Source organism: Paenibacillus sp. FSL F4-0087 (assembly GCF_038020215.1).
In the GTDB taxonomy this organism is placed as follows: domain Bacteria; phylum Bacillota; class Bacilli; order Paenibacillales; family Paenibacillaceae; genus Paenibacillus; species Paenibacillus taichungensis.
Window position 1 is genome coordinate 6,536,427 of record NZ_JBBODJ010000001.1, and the last position, 14,939, is coordinate 6,551,365.

General features: G+C 44.9%; 12 protein-coding genes. 1 reads left to right on the forward strand and 11 read right to left on the reverse strand.

The genetic code is table 11. From position 1 onward, the window contains the following. Positions 1-219: 219 nt before the first annotated feature. Positions 220-1,275 (reverse strand): YeiH family protein, encoded by a 1,056-nt coding sequence (locus MHB84_RS29595; protein ID WP_076288432.1) that lies wholly within the window; start codon positions 1,273-1,275, stop codon positions 220-222. 182 nt (positions 1,276-1,457) lie between these two features. Here MHB84_RS29595 and MHB84_RS29600 point away from each other — a divergent pair, with 182 nt between their 5' ends. After that, complete coding sequence (locus MHB84_RS29600; RefSeq protein WP_076288431.1) at positions 1,458-2,351, forward strand: LysR substrate-binding domain-containing protein; 894 nt, start codon at positions 1,458-1,460, stop codon at positions 2,349-2,351. 29 nt (positions 2,352-2,380) lie between these two features. On the opposite strand, the gene MHB84_RS29605 is transcribed toward MHB84_RS29600, so the two are convergent. The 10 genes from MHB84_RS29605 to MHB84_RS29650 all read right to left on the reverse strand — a co-directional run bounded on the left by MHB84_RS29605 (position 2,381) and on the right by MHB84_RS29650 (position 14,921). Beyond that, on the reverse strand, positions 2,381-4,003 hold the full coding sequence (locus MHB84_RS29605) for a glycoside hydrolase family 13 protein (RefSeq protein ID WP_076288430.1): 1,623 nt from the start codon (positions 4,001-4,003) through the stop codon (positions 2,381-2,383). Positions 4,004-4,062: 59 nt separating this feature from the next. Further along, positions 4,063-4,956 (reverse strand): carbohydrate ABC transporter permease, encoded by an 894-nt coding sequence (locus MHB84_RS29610; RefSeq protein ID WP_083678829.1) that lies wholly within the window; start codon positions 4,954-4,956, stop codon positions 4,063-4,065. Positions 4,957-4,969: 13 nt separating this feature from the next. Then, entirely contained in the window at positions 4,970-5,884 is a 915-nt protein-coding gene (locus MHB84_RS29615) for an ABC transporter permease (RefSeq protein ID WP_076288429.1), read from the reverse strand. Positions 5,885-5,945: 61 nt separating this feature from the next. Beyond that, on the reverse strand, positions 5,946-7,682 hold the full coding sequence (locus MHB84_RS29620) for an extracellular solute-binding protein (RefSeq protein WP_076288428.1): 1,737 nt from the start codon (positions 7,680-7,682) through the stop codon (positions 5,946-5,948). 331 nt (positions 7,683-8,013) lie between these two features. Then, the gene (locus MHB84_RS29625) at positions 8,014-9,672 is read right to left on the reverse strand and encodes an extracellular solute-binding protein (protein WP_256716773.1); all 1,659 of its coding nucleotides are present in this window, start codon (positions 9,670-9,672) and stop codon (positions 8,014-8,016) included. Positions 9,673-9,721: 49 nt separating this feature from the next. After that, a complete protein-coding gene (locus MHB84_RS29630) occupies positions 9,722-11,128 on the reverse strand; it encodes a response regulator transcription factor (RefSeq protein ID WP_076288427.1) in 1,407 nt (468 codons plus the stop codon). Next, positions 11,125-12,837: a sensor histidine kinase gene (locus MHB84_RS29635; protein WP_076288426.1), complete on the reverse strand. Its 1,713-nt coding sequence runs from the start codon at positions 12,835-12,837 to the stop codon at positions 11,125-11,127. Before MHB84_RS29635 ends, MHB84_RS29630 begins: the two co-directional genes overlap by 4 nt. Positions 12,838-12,995: 158 nt before the next feature. Next, positions 12,996-13,118, reverse strand: a complete 123-nt coding sequence (locus MHB84_RS29640; RefSeq protein WP_079697598.1) for a sporulation protein YjcZ — start codon at positions 13,116-13,118, stop codon at positions 12,996-12,998. 141 nt (positions 13,119-13,259) lie between these two features. Continuing rightward, positions 13,260-14,093: a DUF427 domain-containing protein gene (locus MHB84_RS29645; protein WP_076288425.1), complete on the reverse strand. Its 834-nt coding sequence runs from the start codon at positions 14,091-14,093 to the stop codon at positions 13,260-13,262. 6 nt (positions 14,094-14,099) lie between these two features. Then, a complete protein-coding gene (locus MHB84_RS29650) occupies positions 14,100-14,921 on the reverse strand; it encodes a DUF427 domain-containing protein (RefSeq protein WP_076288424.1) in 822 nt (273 codons plus the stop codon). Between the last annotated feature and the right edge of the window lie 18 nt (positions 14,922-14,939).

Consider the following 14,939-nt stretch of genomic DNA (forward strand, 5'->3'; position numbering starts at 1 on the left):
TATCCAGACTTTCATATGTGCATTTCGGACTTTTGAACCAAAAGAGGGAAATATTTATATTTTTTCAAGAGATGGATTTATACTAATCCTTTCGTGTTTGTTCTGGATCTGATGACCAGCTTCTTTCAAACAACAAAAAGCACGGATTGATCCACTTAGGGTCAATGCGTGCTTTTTATTAAATTCATGCAGTGGAATACTTAATTTTGGACACACGACCTAGTTCAGGCCAAAGCCACAAACGAGCATAAAACCTAGAATGGACAACACAATAGAGCCCAGCAATCCTGCCAAAAAAGGTTTCTTGCCCAGACGACGGAAGGTTGCAATGTCCACACCCAACCCCAATCCAGCCATCGCCATCGCGAGCAACATATAGGACAGAACCAGAAGTCCCGAGATCATCTCTTGCGGAAAAATACCCAACGTGTTTAACCCACTCATAGCCAGAAAACCGAAAATGAACCAGGGTACTGGCAATTCACGCCACCGGATTCCTTTAGATGATTTTTGCTCTCCCCCACGCGCTTGTCGTCCACTCCACAAGCCAATGATCAGGGCAATGGGCACCAACATAGCGACCCTAGTTAGCTTCACGATGACTGCCATATCCAGTGCTGTTTGCCCTCCAGGTGCAGCCCCAGCGATGACGTGTGCCACTTCATGCAGTGTAGCGCCTGTGAATAGGCCATATCCATTCACACTTAAACCCAACACCGGGTATAGCAATGTATAGGCTAAAGTGAAAATTGTGCCGAGTATCGCCACTGTGGCCGCACCTACTGCCGTTTCTTCATCTTTGGCCTTGATCTGTGGCGCAATCGCGACCACTGCCGCTGCACCGCAGATGGCTGTTCCACAAGCAGTCAGAAGCCCTATTCGTTTGTCGATCTTTAACCACTTGCTCAGTCCGTAGACAACAAAAATCGTGACAACAACATTGATTGCCGCTAGCGCAACGACTTTGTATCCTGCATGGACAATATCCATAAGGTTCAGCTTCAAACCCAGCAGGATGATGCCAAACCGCAGCAATCGTTTTCCCGAAAAGGATATCCCTGATTGCGCGGTCAGCGGAACGCCACGCACCGCCCGGTACAAGATGCCAAGCAGAATTGCAATAACGAGTTGACCCATGATATTTAAAAGCGGCAGATAACCCAGCAGCTTGGCGATAAACGAGAGCAGTAAAGTCAGTCCGATCCCCTGCAGAAATCCCCTGTTCCTAACACCTTTTATGTTTTTAACGAATTTCAATTGTGTCTGTAAAATCATAGCTCCACACTTCCTTATTGGATAAAGTATATCCTCACTATAGAAGCAGACAGGAAGGAAGTGAAATATGAATCTGCGATCCTAACCATTATAAAAACTTATGATTGGTTAGGTATCTTATGCTAAAATGAGCTCAATAGGCTTATAACTATAAAAACACACTATTTAAATGAGGAATTCTAATGATAACTGATGCCTTAAAAGTCTTCGTTACCGTTGTAGAACAAAGCCATTTCTCCAAGGCTGCAGAACTGCTGAACCTGTCCCAACCGGGGGTGAGCCTGCATATCAAAAATTTGGAGAATGAGCTGGGAGCCAAGCTACTGCATCGTTCTCCAAAGCAAGTGTCCCTGACTGAAGCGGGGGCAATCCTCTACAGACATGCCAAAGTCATTCAGTCCCGCTACGATGAAGCCCGGCAGGAGATTCAGATGCTGCGGGATGAAGTGACTGGAAGCATTCAGATCGGGGCCAGTTTCACCATCGGTGAATATATTTTGCCTAAGAAGCTGGCAGAATTCGCATCACAGTATCCTCAGGTCAACATTCAGGTTACGATTGGCAATACCCAGGAGATTCTGTCTGCGGTTAGGGGAAATCAGCTGGATATCGGATTTGTGGAGGGTGAAGCGCGAGCCTCGGCAGACCTTGACGTTATCCCTTACATGAAGGATGAGATGATCGTAGTAGCTCCTTCCGGTCACCCCCTCTCCGGTTCCGTTGTGGTAGAGCAGAATATGCTTCAGGATCAGGTCTGGGTTCTTCGTGAGTTGGGTTCGGGAACACGCGCGTTTAGTGATCATTTTATGGAACAGACTACGATTCGCCCTAAGCGGTCTTATGTCTTCACTAGCAGTCAGGGTGTGAAGGAAGCAGTTGCTGCGGGACTCGGAATTGCAATGGTATCCAGATGGATTGTTCATAAGGAGCTGGCAATCGGGGAAGTTGAAGAACTGCGAATCAGACAACTGCATCTGGAACGCAGCTTCTCCATCATTCGTCTCATCGAGCATTCACATTCCATGGCGCTTGACGTTTTCTTGCAAAAGCTTCTTTTCGTCAAAAAAGAGGGTTGAAGGCTATTTGCCTTCAACCCTCTTTCCAACTACACAAGCAGATACATTCTTGCTTCATAAGGCCTCAGTTCATTCTCTGAGTGGACGTCCGCATAGTTACTAATTAATAATGTTTTATCCTCTCCAAACTCCTCAGGAATATCAAACGTAACTGTATTGCCATAGAAGTTGCACAGGACTAGCAATTTTGTATCACCAAGTGTTCGTGTGTAAGCGAAGAGGTTGGTGTCTTCCGGATACAACAGTTCATAATCCCCATAGATGATCACTTCATGCTCTTTTCGCAGCTGAATCAGAGTTTTATAGTAATGGTAAATGGAATGCGGATCATTGATAGATTCTTCCGCATTAATCTCCGTGTAGTTCGGATTCACCAAAATCCATGGTTTTCCATCTGTAAAACCCGCATTTTCGGAAGCATCCCATTGCATCGGCGTACGTGCGTTATCACGGCCTTTTGCATAAATGGATTCCATCACTTCTTTCTCAGCATACCCATTCTCGACCCGTTCCTTATACAGATTCAGCAACTCAATATCACGGTATTCTTCAATAGGGTAACGTACATTCGTCATGCCTAACTCTTCACCCTGGTACACATATGGCGTACCTTGCATGCCATGAAGAAGAGTAGCCAGCATTTTGGCAGACTGCACACGATATTCCCCGTCATTTCCCCAACGGGACACGATCCGCGGAAGATCATGATTATTCCAGAACAAGCTGTTCCAGGCTTCGCCCTTCAACTCGGTCTGCCATTTGGACAACACTTTCTTTAATTGAAGCAGATCCAGCGGCTGGAGATCCCACTTGCCTTTTCCCTCCTGCTCATCCAGGCTAATATGTTCAAATTGGAAGACCATGGATAGTTCACTGCCGTCCGGGTTGCTATAAAGCTTGGCACTTTCGGGCGTTGCTCCCCAGGTTTCTCCGACGGTTAGCAGATCACCCTTTTGGAATGTCTCTTTACTGAGTTCACGCATATATTGGTGCAAATTTGGCCCATTGCCTGTAATTTTGAGGTCAGGCTGCTTGCCAATCAGATCGATAACATCAAGACGGAACCCGCCCACGCCTTTATCCATCCACCATTGAATCATATCGTATATCTCCTGCCGTACCTTGGGGTTCTCCCAATTAAGATCCGGTTGTTTAACAGAGAAAAGATGCAGGTAATACTGTCCCAGCTCGGGAACCCATTCCCAGGCTGATCCACCAAACGTTGAACCTAAATCGTTGGGAGGTGTTCCTTCCAAACCATCTCTCCACACATAATAATCGTGGTATGGATTATCCTTACTTTTCCGCGCTTCCTTAAACCAGGGGTGTTCGTCGGATGAGTGGTTAAGCACCAGATCCATGATTATTCGGATGTCCCGCTTGCCTGCCTCCTGAATCAGCAATTCCATATCCCCAAGCGAACCAAACATCGGATCGATATCCTGATAATCTGAAATGTCATACCCGTTGTCATCTTGCGGCGATTTACACACTGGTGACAGCCAGATCGCACCGATGCCAAGATCCTTCAAATAATCGAGTCGGGATAAAATACCTTTCAGATCCCCGATTCCATCACCATTGCTATCTTGAAAGCTACGGGGATAAATTTGATATACAGCAATCTCTTTCCACCAATTTTTATTTCCCATCACGCACCACCTTTCTCTTGATCCAGATTCTGCTCATCTAAATTCCGTTTCATTCACTATTATTCTTTTACCGACCCCACAACAATTCCGGTTACAAAGTATTTTTGCAGCAGCGGGTAGATCAGAAGCAGCGGAATGACAGCCACTACGATTTTGGCTGCATTTAGATTTTTGTTCGAAATCTCAGTCAGATTGCTGAGCTGAGCAGAGTTCGTGCCGGATTGAAGAAGCTCCGCGATATTCACGTTAAGCGACTGAATATAGGTCATTAGCGGATAATTGCTAACTTTGGTCATATAGATCAATCCACTGAAGAAATCATTCCATGTGCCCACGATACTGAACAGGGATACGGTCGCCAGCGCAGGAATAGACACGGGCACATACACTTTGAACAGGACCTGCAATGCATTTGCCCCGTCGATGAATGCCGCTTCTTCAAGCGCTTTTGGTACTGCGGCGAAGAAGTTCATCACAAGGATGACACTGAATATTGGGACAGCACCCGGCAGTACAAGCGCCCAAATGGTATTGAGCATATCCAGGTTTTTGATCAACAGATAACTAGGGATCATGCCCCCACTGAATAGCATGGCAAAAATCATGATATTCATATATATATTTCTGCCCTTAAACTCCCTTTTCGATTTCGACAGCGGGTAAGCCATCAAAACAATAAGAATCATGTTGAGCACTAGAGATAGAGCCACACGTAGAACGGAAATGCCAAAGGATCGCCAGAACTGCGCATCCTCAATAATTTTCGAATATGCGGCTGTTGTAAACTTAACGGGTAACAGACCTACGGCATTGGCCGATACGGCCTCACTGCTGCTGAATGAAATCGCAACGATATTCCATAATGGAAGGAGGCAGATCAAAGCCAGCAATATAACGATGGCGTAGATGACAAACCGGCCCATTCGGTCTTTCAGGCTTGCGGAATAAGACACAAGTTTCGCCTCCTTAGAATATTTTTCTGTCGGTGTATTTTTTGGCCAATTCATTGGCGGACAATAATAGAACAATACCAATCACTGACTTGAACAACCCAACAGCCGTACCGAAACTATACTGTCTGCCAACGAGACCGATCCGGTATACATAGGTATCCAGAATATCGCCCGACTCATAGACAACCGGGTTGTACAGATTGTAGATTTGATCGAAGCCTGCGCTCAAAATATTGGTGAGACTCATAACCCCCATGAGCAGGATAATAGGGAGCATACCCGGTAATGTAATATGCCATACTTTTCTCCACCAGCTCGCTCCATCTATCCCTGAAGCTTCATATAGGCCGGGATCAATCGAGGTAATTGCAGCCAAATAAACGATGGAGCTATAACCGAATTCCTTCCATACGTCCGTCCCGATAATCAACGGCTGGAACCAGGTGTTGCTTCCGAGAAAATTAATATTTTCCAAGCCGAAAAAGGCTAAAATCTGATTTACACTTCCATCCAGGCTGAACATGTTAACAACCACGGAGGCCAGAACAACCCAAGACAAAAAGTGAGGCAGATATACAATGGTCTGCACAGATTTTTTAACAAATTTAAAGCGGATTTCGTTTAATAAAATGGAAAAAATGATGGCCATCAGTGTTCCAAGTAGAATCTTGGCGATGGCAATCACCAACGTATTACTGATCACTTGGCCGATGTCCGGCAGCTTGAACATATAAATAAAATGCTTAAACCCAACAAACTCGGAGCCAAACATACCTTTGGCTGGTACGTAATCCTGAAACGCCGTAATGACACCAACCATTGGAATGTAGCTGAATACCAGCAAAAATAAAATGCCTGGCAGCATCATCATATGATACATGGCACCCGTGCCCAAGCGGTTTCTTGCTTTATATTTTTCCTGCTTCATGGATGAACCCCTTTCCTGAAGAAAGGCTGCTCAGCGCAGCCTATCAGCAGTGTTAGCTTAATTATTTTTGGGATGTGGTCTCGGCTTCGATCTCCTGGATCACTTGGTCTCCGCCTTGTTTCTTCCAATTGCTGACGAATGTTTCGAAGTAATCCAGCGGTTCCGCACCCGTTATGATTTTGATGAAGGATTCCTGTTCCATTTTGGTCAGGTTAGCCCACGTCTGTTTCATGCTTGGTGTAGTTCCGGAGAACGCTGGCGTCATCCAGTTGAATTTGCCTTCTTGTGTCAACTTATCGATCAGCCCCACTCCGTTCATACGTGAGTGATATTTCGACCAAGCTGTTACATCATCCGTATCCTGGTCTTTCAAGTACGTTTGGATACTGCCAATATTGTTCTTCGATTCCGTTGTACGGACCTGATCCAAACCGATCTCGCCTTTAATTCCACGAACAACGTCGGAGTAATCATCCAACAGAGATGTTGCCGAGTTGACTTCAATATTAAAAGGTCTGGTTGAACCGTCTACGCCGCTTTCCAGATACTTAGCTGCCTCTGGCATGGTAGTTGCGACATCTTTGTCATTTGCCAATTTATCGTAGAACAGATTAATAATTTTAATCGCGAGTTCCGGGTGTTCATAACCTTTTCTCACAACGATAAACTGACCGGATGGATTGGCGTGTGCCACATTTACCTTACCGTCTGCATCCTCCAGCGTGTAAGCCGTGAATTTTGCATGTTTATCCATCTGTTTCACACTGCTAAGTCCCCAGTCTGGAATGTGCCACGGTCCAAAAGCAATTCCGCTCTGACCATTGGTGTACAGTGCAGTGATATCGTCAAATGTACGGGTTCCAAATTGCGGGTCAATGATACCTCTCTTGAACCAATCGGCCATAACGCCCAGCATCTGCTTGGTTTCCTCTGTAGTCGAACCGTAAATGATGCTGCCGTCTTCACCCTTCATCCAATATTGAGGATACGCGCCTTCGGTTGAAGCAACACCCAGCATGGTATAAGCAGAACCGTTATAGTCCGTCGTATTCAGGGTGTTCACAAAAGGAATGCCCACTGGTTTCCCAGTTTGCCCAGGATCTTTTTTCAGGAACTCTTCTGCTGTTTTCTCTACATCTTCCAGCTTGATGGCACCGTCTCCGTCAGCATCGAGTTTGATTCCCAGCACATCCAGCCAATCCTGACGAACCCAAACCATAGTTGGTGCGGAGTCCAGAGAGGTCGCTGGAAGGCCCATCAGTCGGCCATCAATCGTGGCATTGTCCAGTGCACGACCATCGTAGGAGTCGTAAATTTGCTTGATATTATCGGTGGCATATTGTTTGTATACTTCCGTCAGATCTTCAATCAGATCATTATCAACCAGTTCTTTAAGTTCATCCTTGGAATCGACACGCATCATATCGGGCAATTCCCCGGAAGCGATTGCAAGAGAGACCTGACGACTGTAATCTTCACCATTAGCCTCAAATTGGTCCTTAATTTGTGCGTTAAACGATTCTTTAACCAGACGGGTATACGCATTGTTCTCATATGTATCACCAGCCGGTAATTTCGGGTTCGCCGTCGTAACACGCCCCATCGTTACCGTCACTTCGTCTTTATAAGCACTGAACGGATCTCCAGGTGTTACCTCATATTGGCCTGCATCCTCAGCAGTCGGCGGATTCGAAGATCCCCCACAGGCTGCAAGGACGGAAACCATCAATGCGGACATGGACAGCACTGCCAGTCGTTTCGTCAACAGTTTGCTTTTTATTGACCAATTATTTCTCATCAAATTTAACTCCCCTTCGTTCTGATTATTTCTCTATCATGTTGTTTGCGCTTTCATTATAAAACTTGGAGAAGCTTAATCGAGATAGGGATTAAACGCTAGTTTGGATAGAGAAATGTATACAGTTTTCACTCGGATCAACGAACAACATGGAGGATGTGAACATTTATCTCACCTACTGACTTACATTTGTCTATCCTCGTTAATAAGTGAGGGTAGCACAGCTAGTGTGGCACAAAGAAAAACCGACAAACTCCCTAAACAGGAGTCTACCGGCTATGAATGATTGAATTGAGTTAAACGTGGGGATTCTTTGAGATATGTTAGCAATTCAGCGTTGATTCTGTGGAGGAGTCACTTCAGCAGTCACTTGGTCGCCTCCCTGTTCTTTCCACTCTTGTACGAATTGATCGAATGAATCAATCGGTGCAGCGCCTAAAATAATTTTCAAAAACGTATCATGTTCCAGCTTGGACAATTTGCTCCATAATTTCTCCACCGCTGGCGTGCGTTTGTAGGTAAGGCTTCGAACTTTATGGATATTCGGATCAAAGAAGTTTCTTCCACCCACGAGCAGTGAATAACCACGCATAAAGTTCTCGTTGTGCTGATCCCAATAGGAAATGCCAAGTTGATCATAAGGCTTTAGCTTGGTTTGTTTTATCGTCGAAACTGTATTTTCCAGCAGCTTATATTCGGACTTGTCCTTGAAATCTGCTGGGGTTTTGGTTCCGGCCAGAATCTCCTGCACCGCTTTGGATTCAAATCGTGCTTCATCTGCTGGAGCAAAGAAATTGCGGCTGAGCATAAAACTCGTACCATATTTGAACTCATCACGGAGGTACAGATTGTTTATCTTGATAATCGATTCGGGATGAGCATACCCTTTGCGAACCACCAGGAAAGAACTTGAGGGATTATCCACCTTCACACGAAATGCTTCGTTTGCATCCAGTGGGAGCGCGTATGCCTGCCAGTTCGCCTTGGGATCATTCAGCCAAGCGCTTGGGAGCGGCCAGTAGCCTGCAAAGAAACCTTGAAAGAACATCCCCGCCTGTCCGCTAATGACGGTTTCCTCGGGTTCTTTGCGAATACCTAGATCTGGATCAAGGAGACCTTTGGCATACATATCGCGAAGCCTAATCAAAGCGTTCCTTGTCTCTGGTAGAATCGAACCGTATACAGGTTTTCCATCTTTTTCGAGCCAATATCCGGGGAAAGCTCCATAAGCTGCGAAGATTGGCGTTAGATCAAAAGCAAAAGCGCTGTTGTTGAAATCGTTAAACAGACTTGTGCTTGAGGCAAGCCCGATCGTATCCCGTTTTCCGTTCCCATCCGGGTCCTGCTCCACAAAGGCCTTCGCGATAGCTTCCAATTCGTCCACTGTTTTCGGTGGTTTTAATCCAAGACGATCCAGCCAGTCCTGCCTGATCCAGAGCATACTGAAGTCCTCCGCCGTCACAGACGGAACAGCCATCATTTTCCCTTCAAAGGTCACTTGTTCCAGAGCCAATCCATTGGTGCTATCGATAATTTTCTTCATTTCAGGTGAAGCGCTGCTTGCATATGCCTTGGTCAGATCTTCAATTTCTCCCGCTTTGACCATCTCATTCAACTGAACTTGATTAACGATCATCGCATCTGGCAAATCATTGCTGGCAATAGCCAAATCAATTTTCTGTCCAAAATTCTCCTTGGATACCTGCCACATGACCTCAACATCAATGTTGAGGTTTTGCTTAATCATCGTTTTCCACATATTCTTTTCTAATGTCTCTCCTTCGGAGAGATCCGTACCTGTGGGGTCAACCACATATCCCAACCGGATGGAAACGGGATGTTCATATTTACCGAATGGCTCGGTGGCAGCTGTGTCAGGAGCGGTTGTCGTTGGACCAATTGGCGATTCCCGAAAGTATGAAATACTGAAAAATACGATCCCTGCAATCAAGCTGACGACAACAACACACACAGCCATCTTCTTGATCATTGCTTTCCCTTCTTTCACCGGATTGTCAGTCGGTTGTGTGGAGCGTACACTATTTGTCCGCTCTGCCTAATTGTCGATATTCACTAGGCAGCACGCCTGTCAGTTCGCGAAAGATTCGGCTGAAATATTTCTCATCCGTATAACCCACCCGCTCTGCAATCCAGAAAATCGTGTTGTTTGTGTTCAATAAATACTCTTTAGACTTCTCCATTCGTATATATCGGGAATAATCATTAAAGGTTTTTCCCATGATGTCCTTGAAGCATTGGCTGAAATAGCTTCTGCTAATATTGAGTTGCTGGGACAGCCCTGAAGCTGTAAATGCCTGATCCAGATCATTCTGCATAATCATCACGGCTTTTTTCACTCCATCTATCATTTCCTGAGAATAAGAAACCTGTTCATCCGCCTTTCGAATACTCTCAGAGGTCAGCTTGATCCACTGTTCCACCTCGTACCAGGATTGAAAGGAATGGATCATTGAGATTCTGCCCAGTGTAGTCTGTGCGAAAAGATGGTTCCACTCCATGACCAGGGAGTACAGTAATCCCATCAGCTGCCCTTTTTGCAGCCTTAGAGATCTAAACTCTTCAACAAGCTGGTTATAATAATTATCATTATGCGTCCACGGAGATAGAAACCAACTTCGTTTAATACGATCCATGTCCTCATCCCGAGGTTCTATTGGAGCTTTATCCTCTTCATTCATGGAAACGGCAATAACCGGATCTTGGGGTTCATACGCATAAAATAAGGACGATTCTGTATAGTTTATAATCCAGTTTTGAATTTGCGACCATGTCCGTTCCTGTACATCAGACAACACCAGTAACGCCCCTTGAGGAACTTGATCCAAATATCCCTTCAATCTATCAAATAGCTGATCCTCTTCACCCTGAGGTACCGCCCACATCCAGCTGTTCCGTTCCACTTCAAATTGGAGCTCATCTGTACCGGATTCGAGTCCAATGGGCCAGATCTGACCAGATTTTCGGTCCAGTGAAACAAGTGCATACACTTTACGATAATGGACGTTAGTTTCACCTAGCTGCGGCAGCTTTCGTCTTGTATTCGTGAGCTCACCAATCCGGGTATGTATTCGATTCAGTACATGTTCGAATTGCTCCTTCTCAAGCTGAACTTTGGCTATATAGTCGATCGCTCCCAGCCGAAGCGCTTCCTGGATATAATCAAAATCCTGATGAAGAGTAAGCACGACAATATGAAGTTCCGGGTATAGCTGCCTTGCAGCGCGCATCAGTTCAATGCCTGACATCACGGGCATCGCAAGATCCGTTAGCATCAGATCAACCGAGTTGGATTCCAGAAAATCCAGCGCCTTAGCCCCGTTACTTGCTTCTCCAACAACCTCCATGCCGAACTCGTTCCATGGCATTGCGGAGCTTATTCCTTTTCGCACCAATTTATCATCATCCACAATCAATACCTTAATCATGCCGAGATATCTTCTCCTTTGATCGGAAGTATAAGTAATATGCTTGTGCCAGTTCCCAGTTCACTCTCAATCACCAGTTGAGCTTGATCCCCGTATTGTGCTTGTAACATGCGGTGAACATAATTGAGCCCGATGCCCATCCCTACTTTTTGATGTTCTGCTACACGATTGTTCAGAAGTCTTTCAATCGCTTCCTCCGTCATGCCAGCTCCATTATCCTGAATCATAATGTTCAGCGTTTCTTTGCGTGTCACTTCAATTTGAATAAAACCTTCGTCGCTCAGTCCATGGTAAAGTGAATTTTCTACCAGTGGCTGTAAAATAAAACGAGGTACAGGTATTTGAAGCACTTGTTCATCAGCCGAAATACGCACATCAAATTCAAAATCATAGCGAATTTGCTGCAGGATCAAGTACTGTCTAAGCGCGTCAATTTCCTCTTCCATCGTAGAAACCTGTCCTAATTTACCCAAATTGTAATACAACAGCTTATTCAGGGACTGCACCAGCTTGTCGATCTCCCCTTGTCCATTCATTACTGCCAGCCAGTGGACCGTATCCAGCGTATTCATCAAAAAATGAGGATTGATCTGGTACAGCAGCTTCTCTACTTCAAGGTCTGCACGAATTTTCTCTTTCTGCTGCACCTCTTTAAAGAGGTCACCGATTTGATGCTGCATATTCGAGAATTCGCCTAACAGAAAATCAAATTCCGGAATCTGCGTGCGGGTCTGGTTACCAGTTGTTTGAGGATTTTGAGACATGCCGTTGATCTCCGAGTGGAACAGACCGAGAGGTTTATAAACCATCTTCCACAGCAGCCAAGCCAGAAATACCGTAAAGCCCAGGAAAAATAAAGCGACCAGCAATATTTGAAGCAACCACTGGTTTTTTTCCTGTTGATACTTAGCCTGCGAGATCACCGACACAACGCTCCAGTTCTGAGTGGACCCCTGTCTGAACCAATGATAATCGCGAGCTATTCCGTCGGATGCTGCACCATTCGATAAGCTGGAGAAATTCTCTCCGACTTTCATCGCTTCCGGAATCTCACTATACACAATATTCCCCTCTCCATCGAGGATCAAGTGGGATAAATCTCCTTTGTACTGATTGTAACCCAATATATCCTGTGCAAGGTGAAAACCGGATTCAACGTAAATATACACATCGTCCCTCTGGGGTAATTTTACCTTCCGCATGGCGGATAAGACGAGCTGATCATCAAACCGGTTCATACTGACATGAGGTCCATAGTAGGTGATACCATATGCTTTGGAAAGTACAGGCAAAGATTCAGGTGCAAAACGATCCTTTATGGGAAAATTTCCAAACTGTGTGGAGCCATCCTTCTGAAAATAATACAATGTCAAACCTATATTGGGGTTGGTAAAGGTTACGACATTTAATTCGCTCTTTAGTTCATCCCGAGTTTCAATCAATTCAAATATATTGGAGGATGGCTTCAACACCTCATCCAACTTTTTGCCTAATGTACCACTGTAGGATAATTGCTGAGTAACATGATTCAGGTTGGTGATCGAATTCTCCAGTGAGGAAGTCACCTGCTGTAAATTGCTCCGAATGCCATCATCGATCTTGTTCGCAAAAATGGAATCAATGGTGTAGTAGGAAATCGCAACTATACTAATGAAGGGAATAAACGCACTGAGAAAAAACAGTAAAAAGATTCTTTTTTTAAGTGTCATTCCAACCTATTCTCCTTAACTTCATCCATTCTATGTTGAATGCATAACTCCATAAGTATAGATTGATAATTCAATATGTCAAACGCTTTCAAATTGTGATCATAACAAAAAGACCCTGCCAGCGTAATGCCAGCAGAGTTGTTATTATGCTAAAGGAATTAAACCAGGAAAGCTTTAGAGATGATGACCAACAAGATGAACAGAACAAGGATTGCGCCGATGGATGTGAAACCACCGTATCCACCAAGACCTCCAACATTTCCATATCCTACTTCACTCATGTAATCTCCTCCTCTTTTGTGTTATGTCATAAGGTATTCAACTCTTTGTGTATTGACAAGGCTTTTGAGGCAATCATCAAAAAAAGGGCTCTATCCGCTTATGCAGCAGACAGAAACCCCATCATCATACTGATCATTGTCTTATGCACTTACTTCAGTTTCATTAAAGAATTCAAGTGCAGAATAGTACCATTTAGGTTTAGGCTGTAACTCCCCATCCACATAGACATCAACTTGCTCGTTATAAAACGACATCAATCCAGCAATCTTTGGGATTTCGGGGATTGGATTTAGATAGCTCCACACGATATTCTCATAGGTCTGTCCATTGAGGACAGCCGTCCAGTAGGATGCATCCCCTTTATAAGGGCAGGATGTCTGCTTGTCATTTGCGGTAAGCACATTCTGATCCACGTCTTCCATCGGAAGATAATAGCGAACGGGGACGCCCGTTTCAAATACGATCACCGGGCGGCGGCTATCTGCAAGCTTGATTCCATCTAGAACGATCTGAACATGCCGGGAACTATGGATCGCATCAACTCGCTTGTATGGGTCACGTGGATGAACAAAGATCTGCTCTTCTTCTTCATACCAAGCGTCCACCTTGTCCCAATAAAAAGCCACAAAACCTTTGATCGATTCGATATCCTTAAGTGGATTCTCATAACCCCAAACTGCATTTTCAGAAATACGTTCACCAACTTGAATGGTCCAGTAAGAGGCGTCCCCTTTAATAGGGCAGTGGGTCTGTAACTCGGTCTTCACCAGAAATTGCTGCATCACATCTTCTAGTGGGAAATAATAAACCGGTAGCTTGCCGCGCTCATGAAGTGTAATAACCCGTGTGCTGTCCGCAATAATCTCACCCGCAAACGTGACGTGAACCCGACGCGGGTTTAGATCTGCCTTCAACATCAGTTTATCTTCCTGACGCTGAGAACAGGCAATAGATGAATTCAGATGATTTACCATTTCACATTATCCCCTTTCTATATTGCGGTAAGGAAGGCGATGATCAGCAGATAGGGACCACCTTACCCCATCTACATAGAGCGCATCCACAGACTCATGATAAAAGCACAACAGTCCTTCAACTTCATGAACTTCCGGTAATGGGCTCTTATAGCTCCAAACAAGATCATTGTATTCTCTTCCATTCACTGAAGCTGTCCAATAGCTGGCTACTCCTTTATAAGGGCAACGTGTGGTTAAATCTACGGGCTTCAACAAATCCAGACGCACATCCTCCTGATGAAGATAATAACGCGGGGTCAATCCTGTCTCATAGAGAATCACAGGTCGCTTGCTATTAGCAACAATTACTCCATCTAATTCGATTTGAACATGACGTGAGGCCGGAATTGCATCCACCCTGGAATACGGGTCCCGTGCATGAACAAATATTTCTTCCTCTTCTTCATACCAGGCATCTACTTTGTTCCATGAAAAAGAATAATGATCTTGCAAATATACCGCTTCTTGATGCGCACCCGAATAGCTCCATACCGCATTCTCTACCGTACGCCCACCGCTGCTGATATGCCAAAACAATTGATTTCCTTTATTCGGATCATTCACTTGCTTTTCCGAAGGTTTGAATACGTCAAGGTTCACATCTTTTTTCGGGAAATAATAAACGGGCAGTCTACCTGTTTCGGTAACGATGAGAACTTGCTTGCTATCTGCGATAAACCGTCCATCAAATTTTACGCGAATCCACTTCGGACAGACTTCCGCACGAATTTGCCACCCTTCTTGGGAATGGTCCCTTAAAGACCACTGGGGATCAACATGTGCCATTGTACGTCCTCCTCTTTT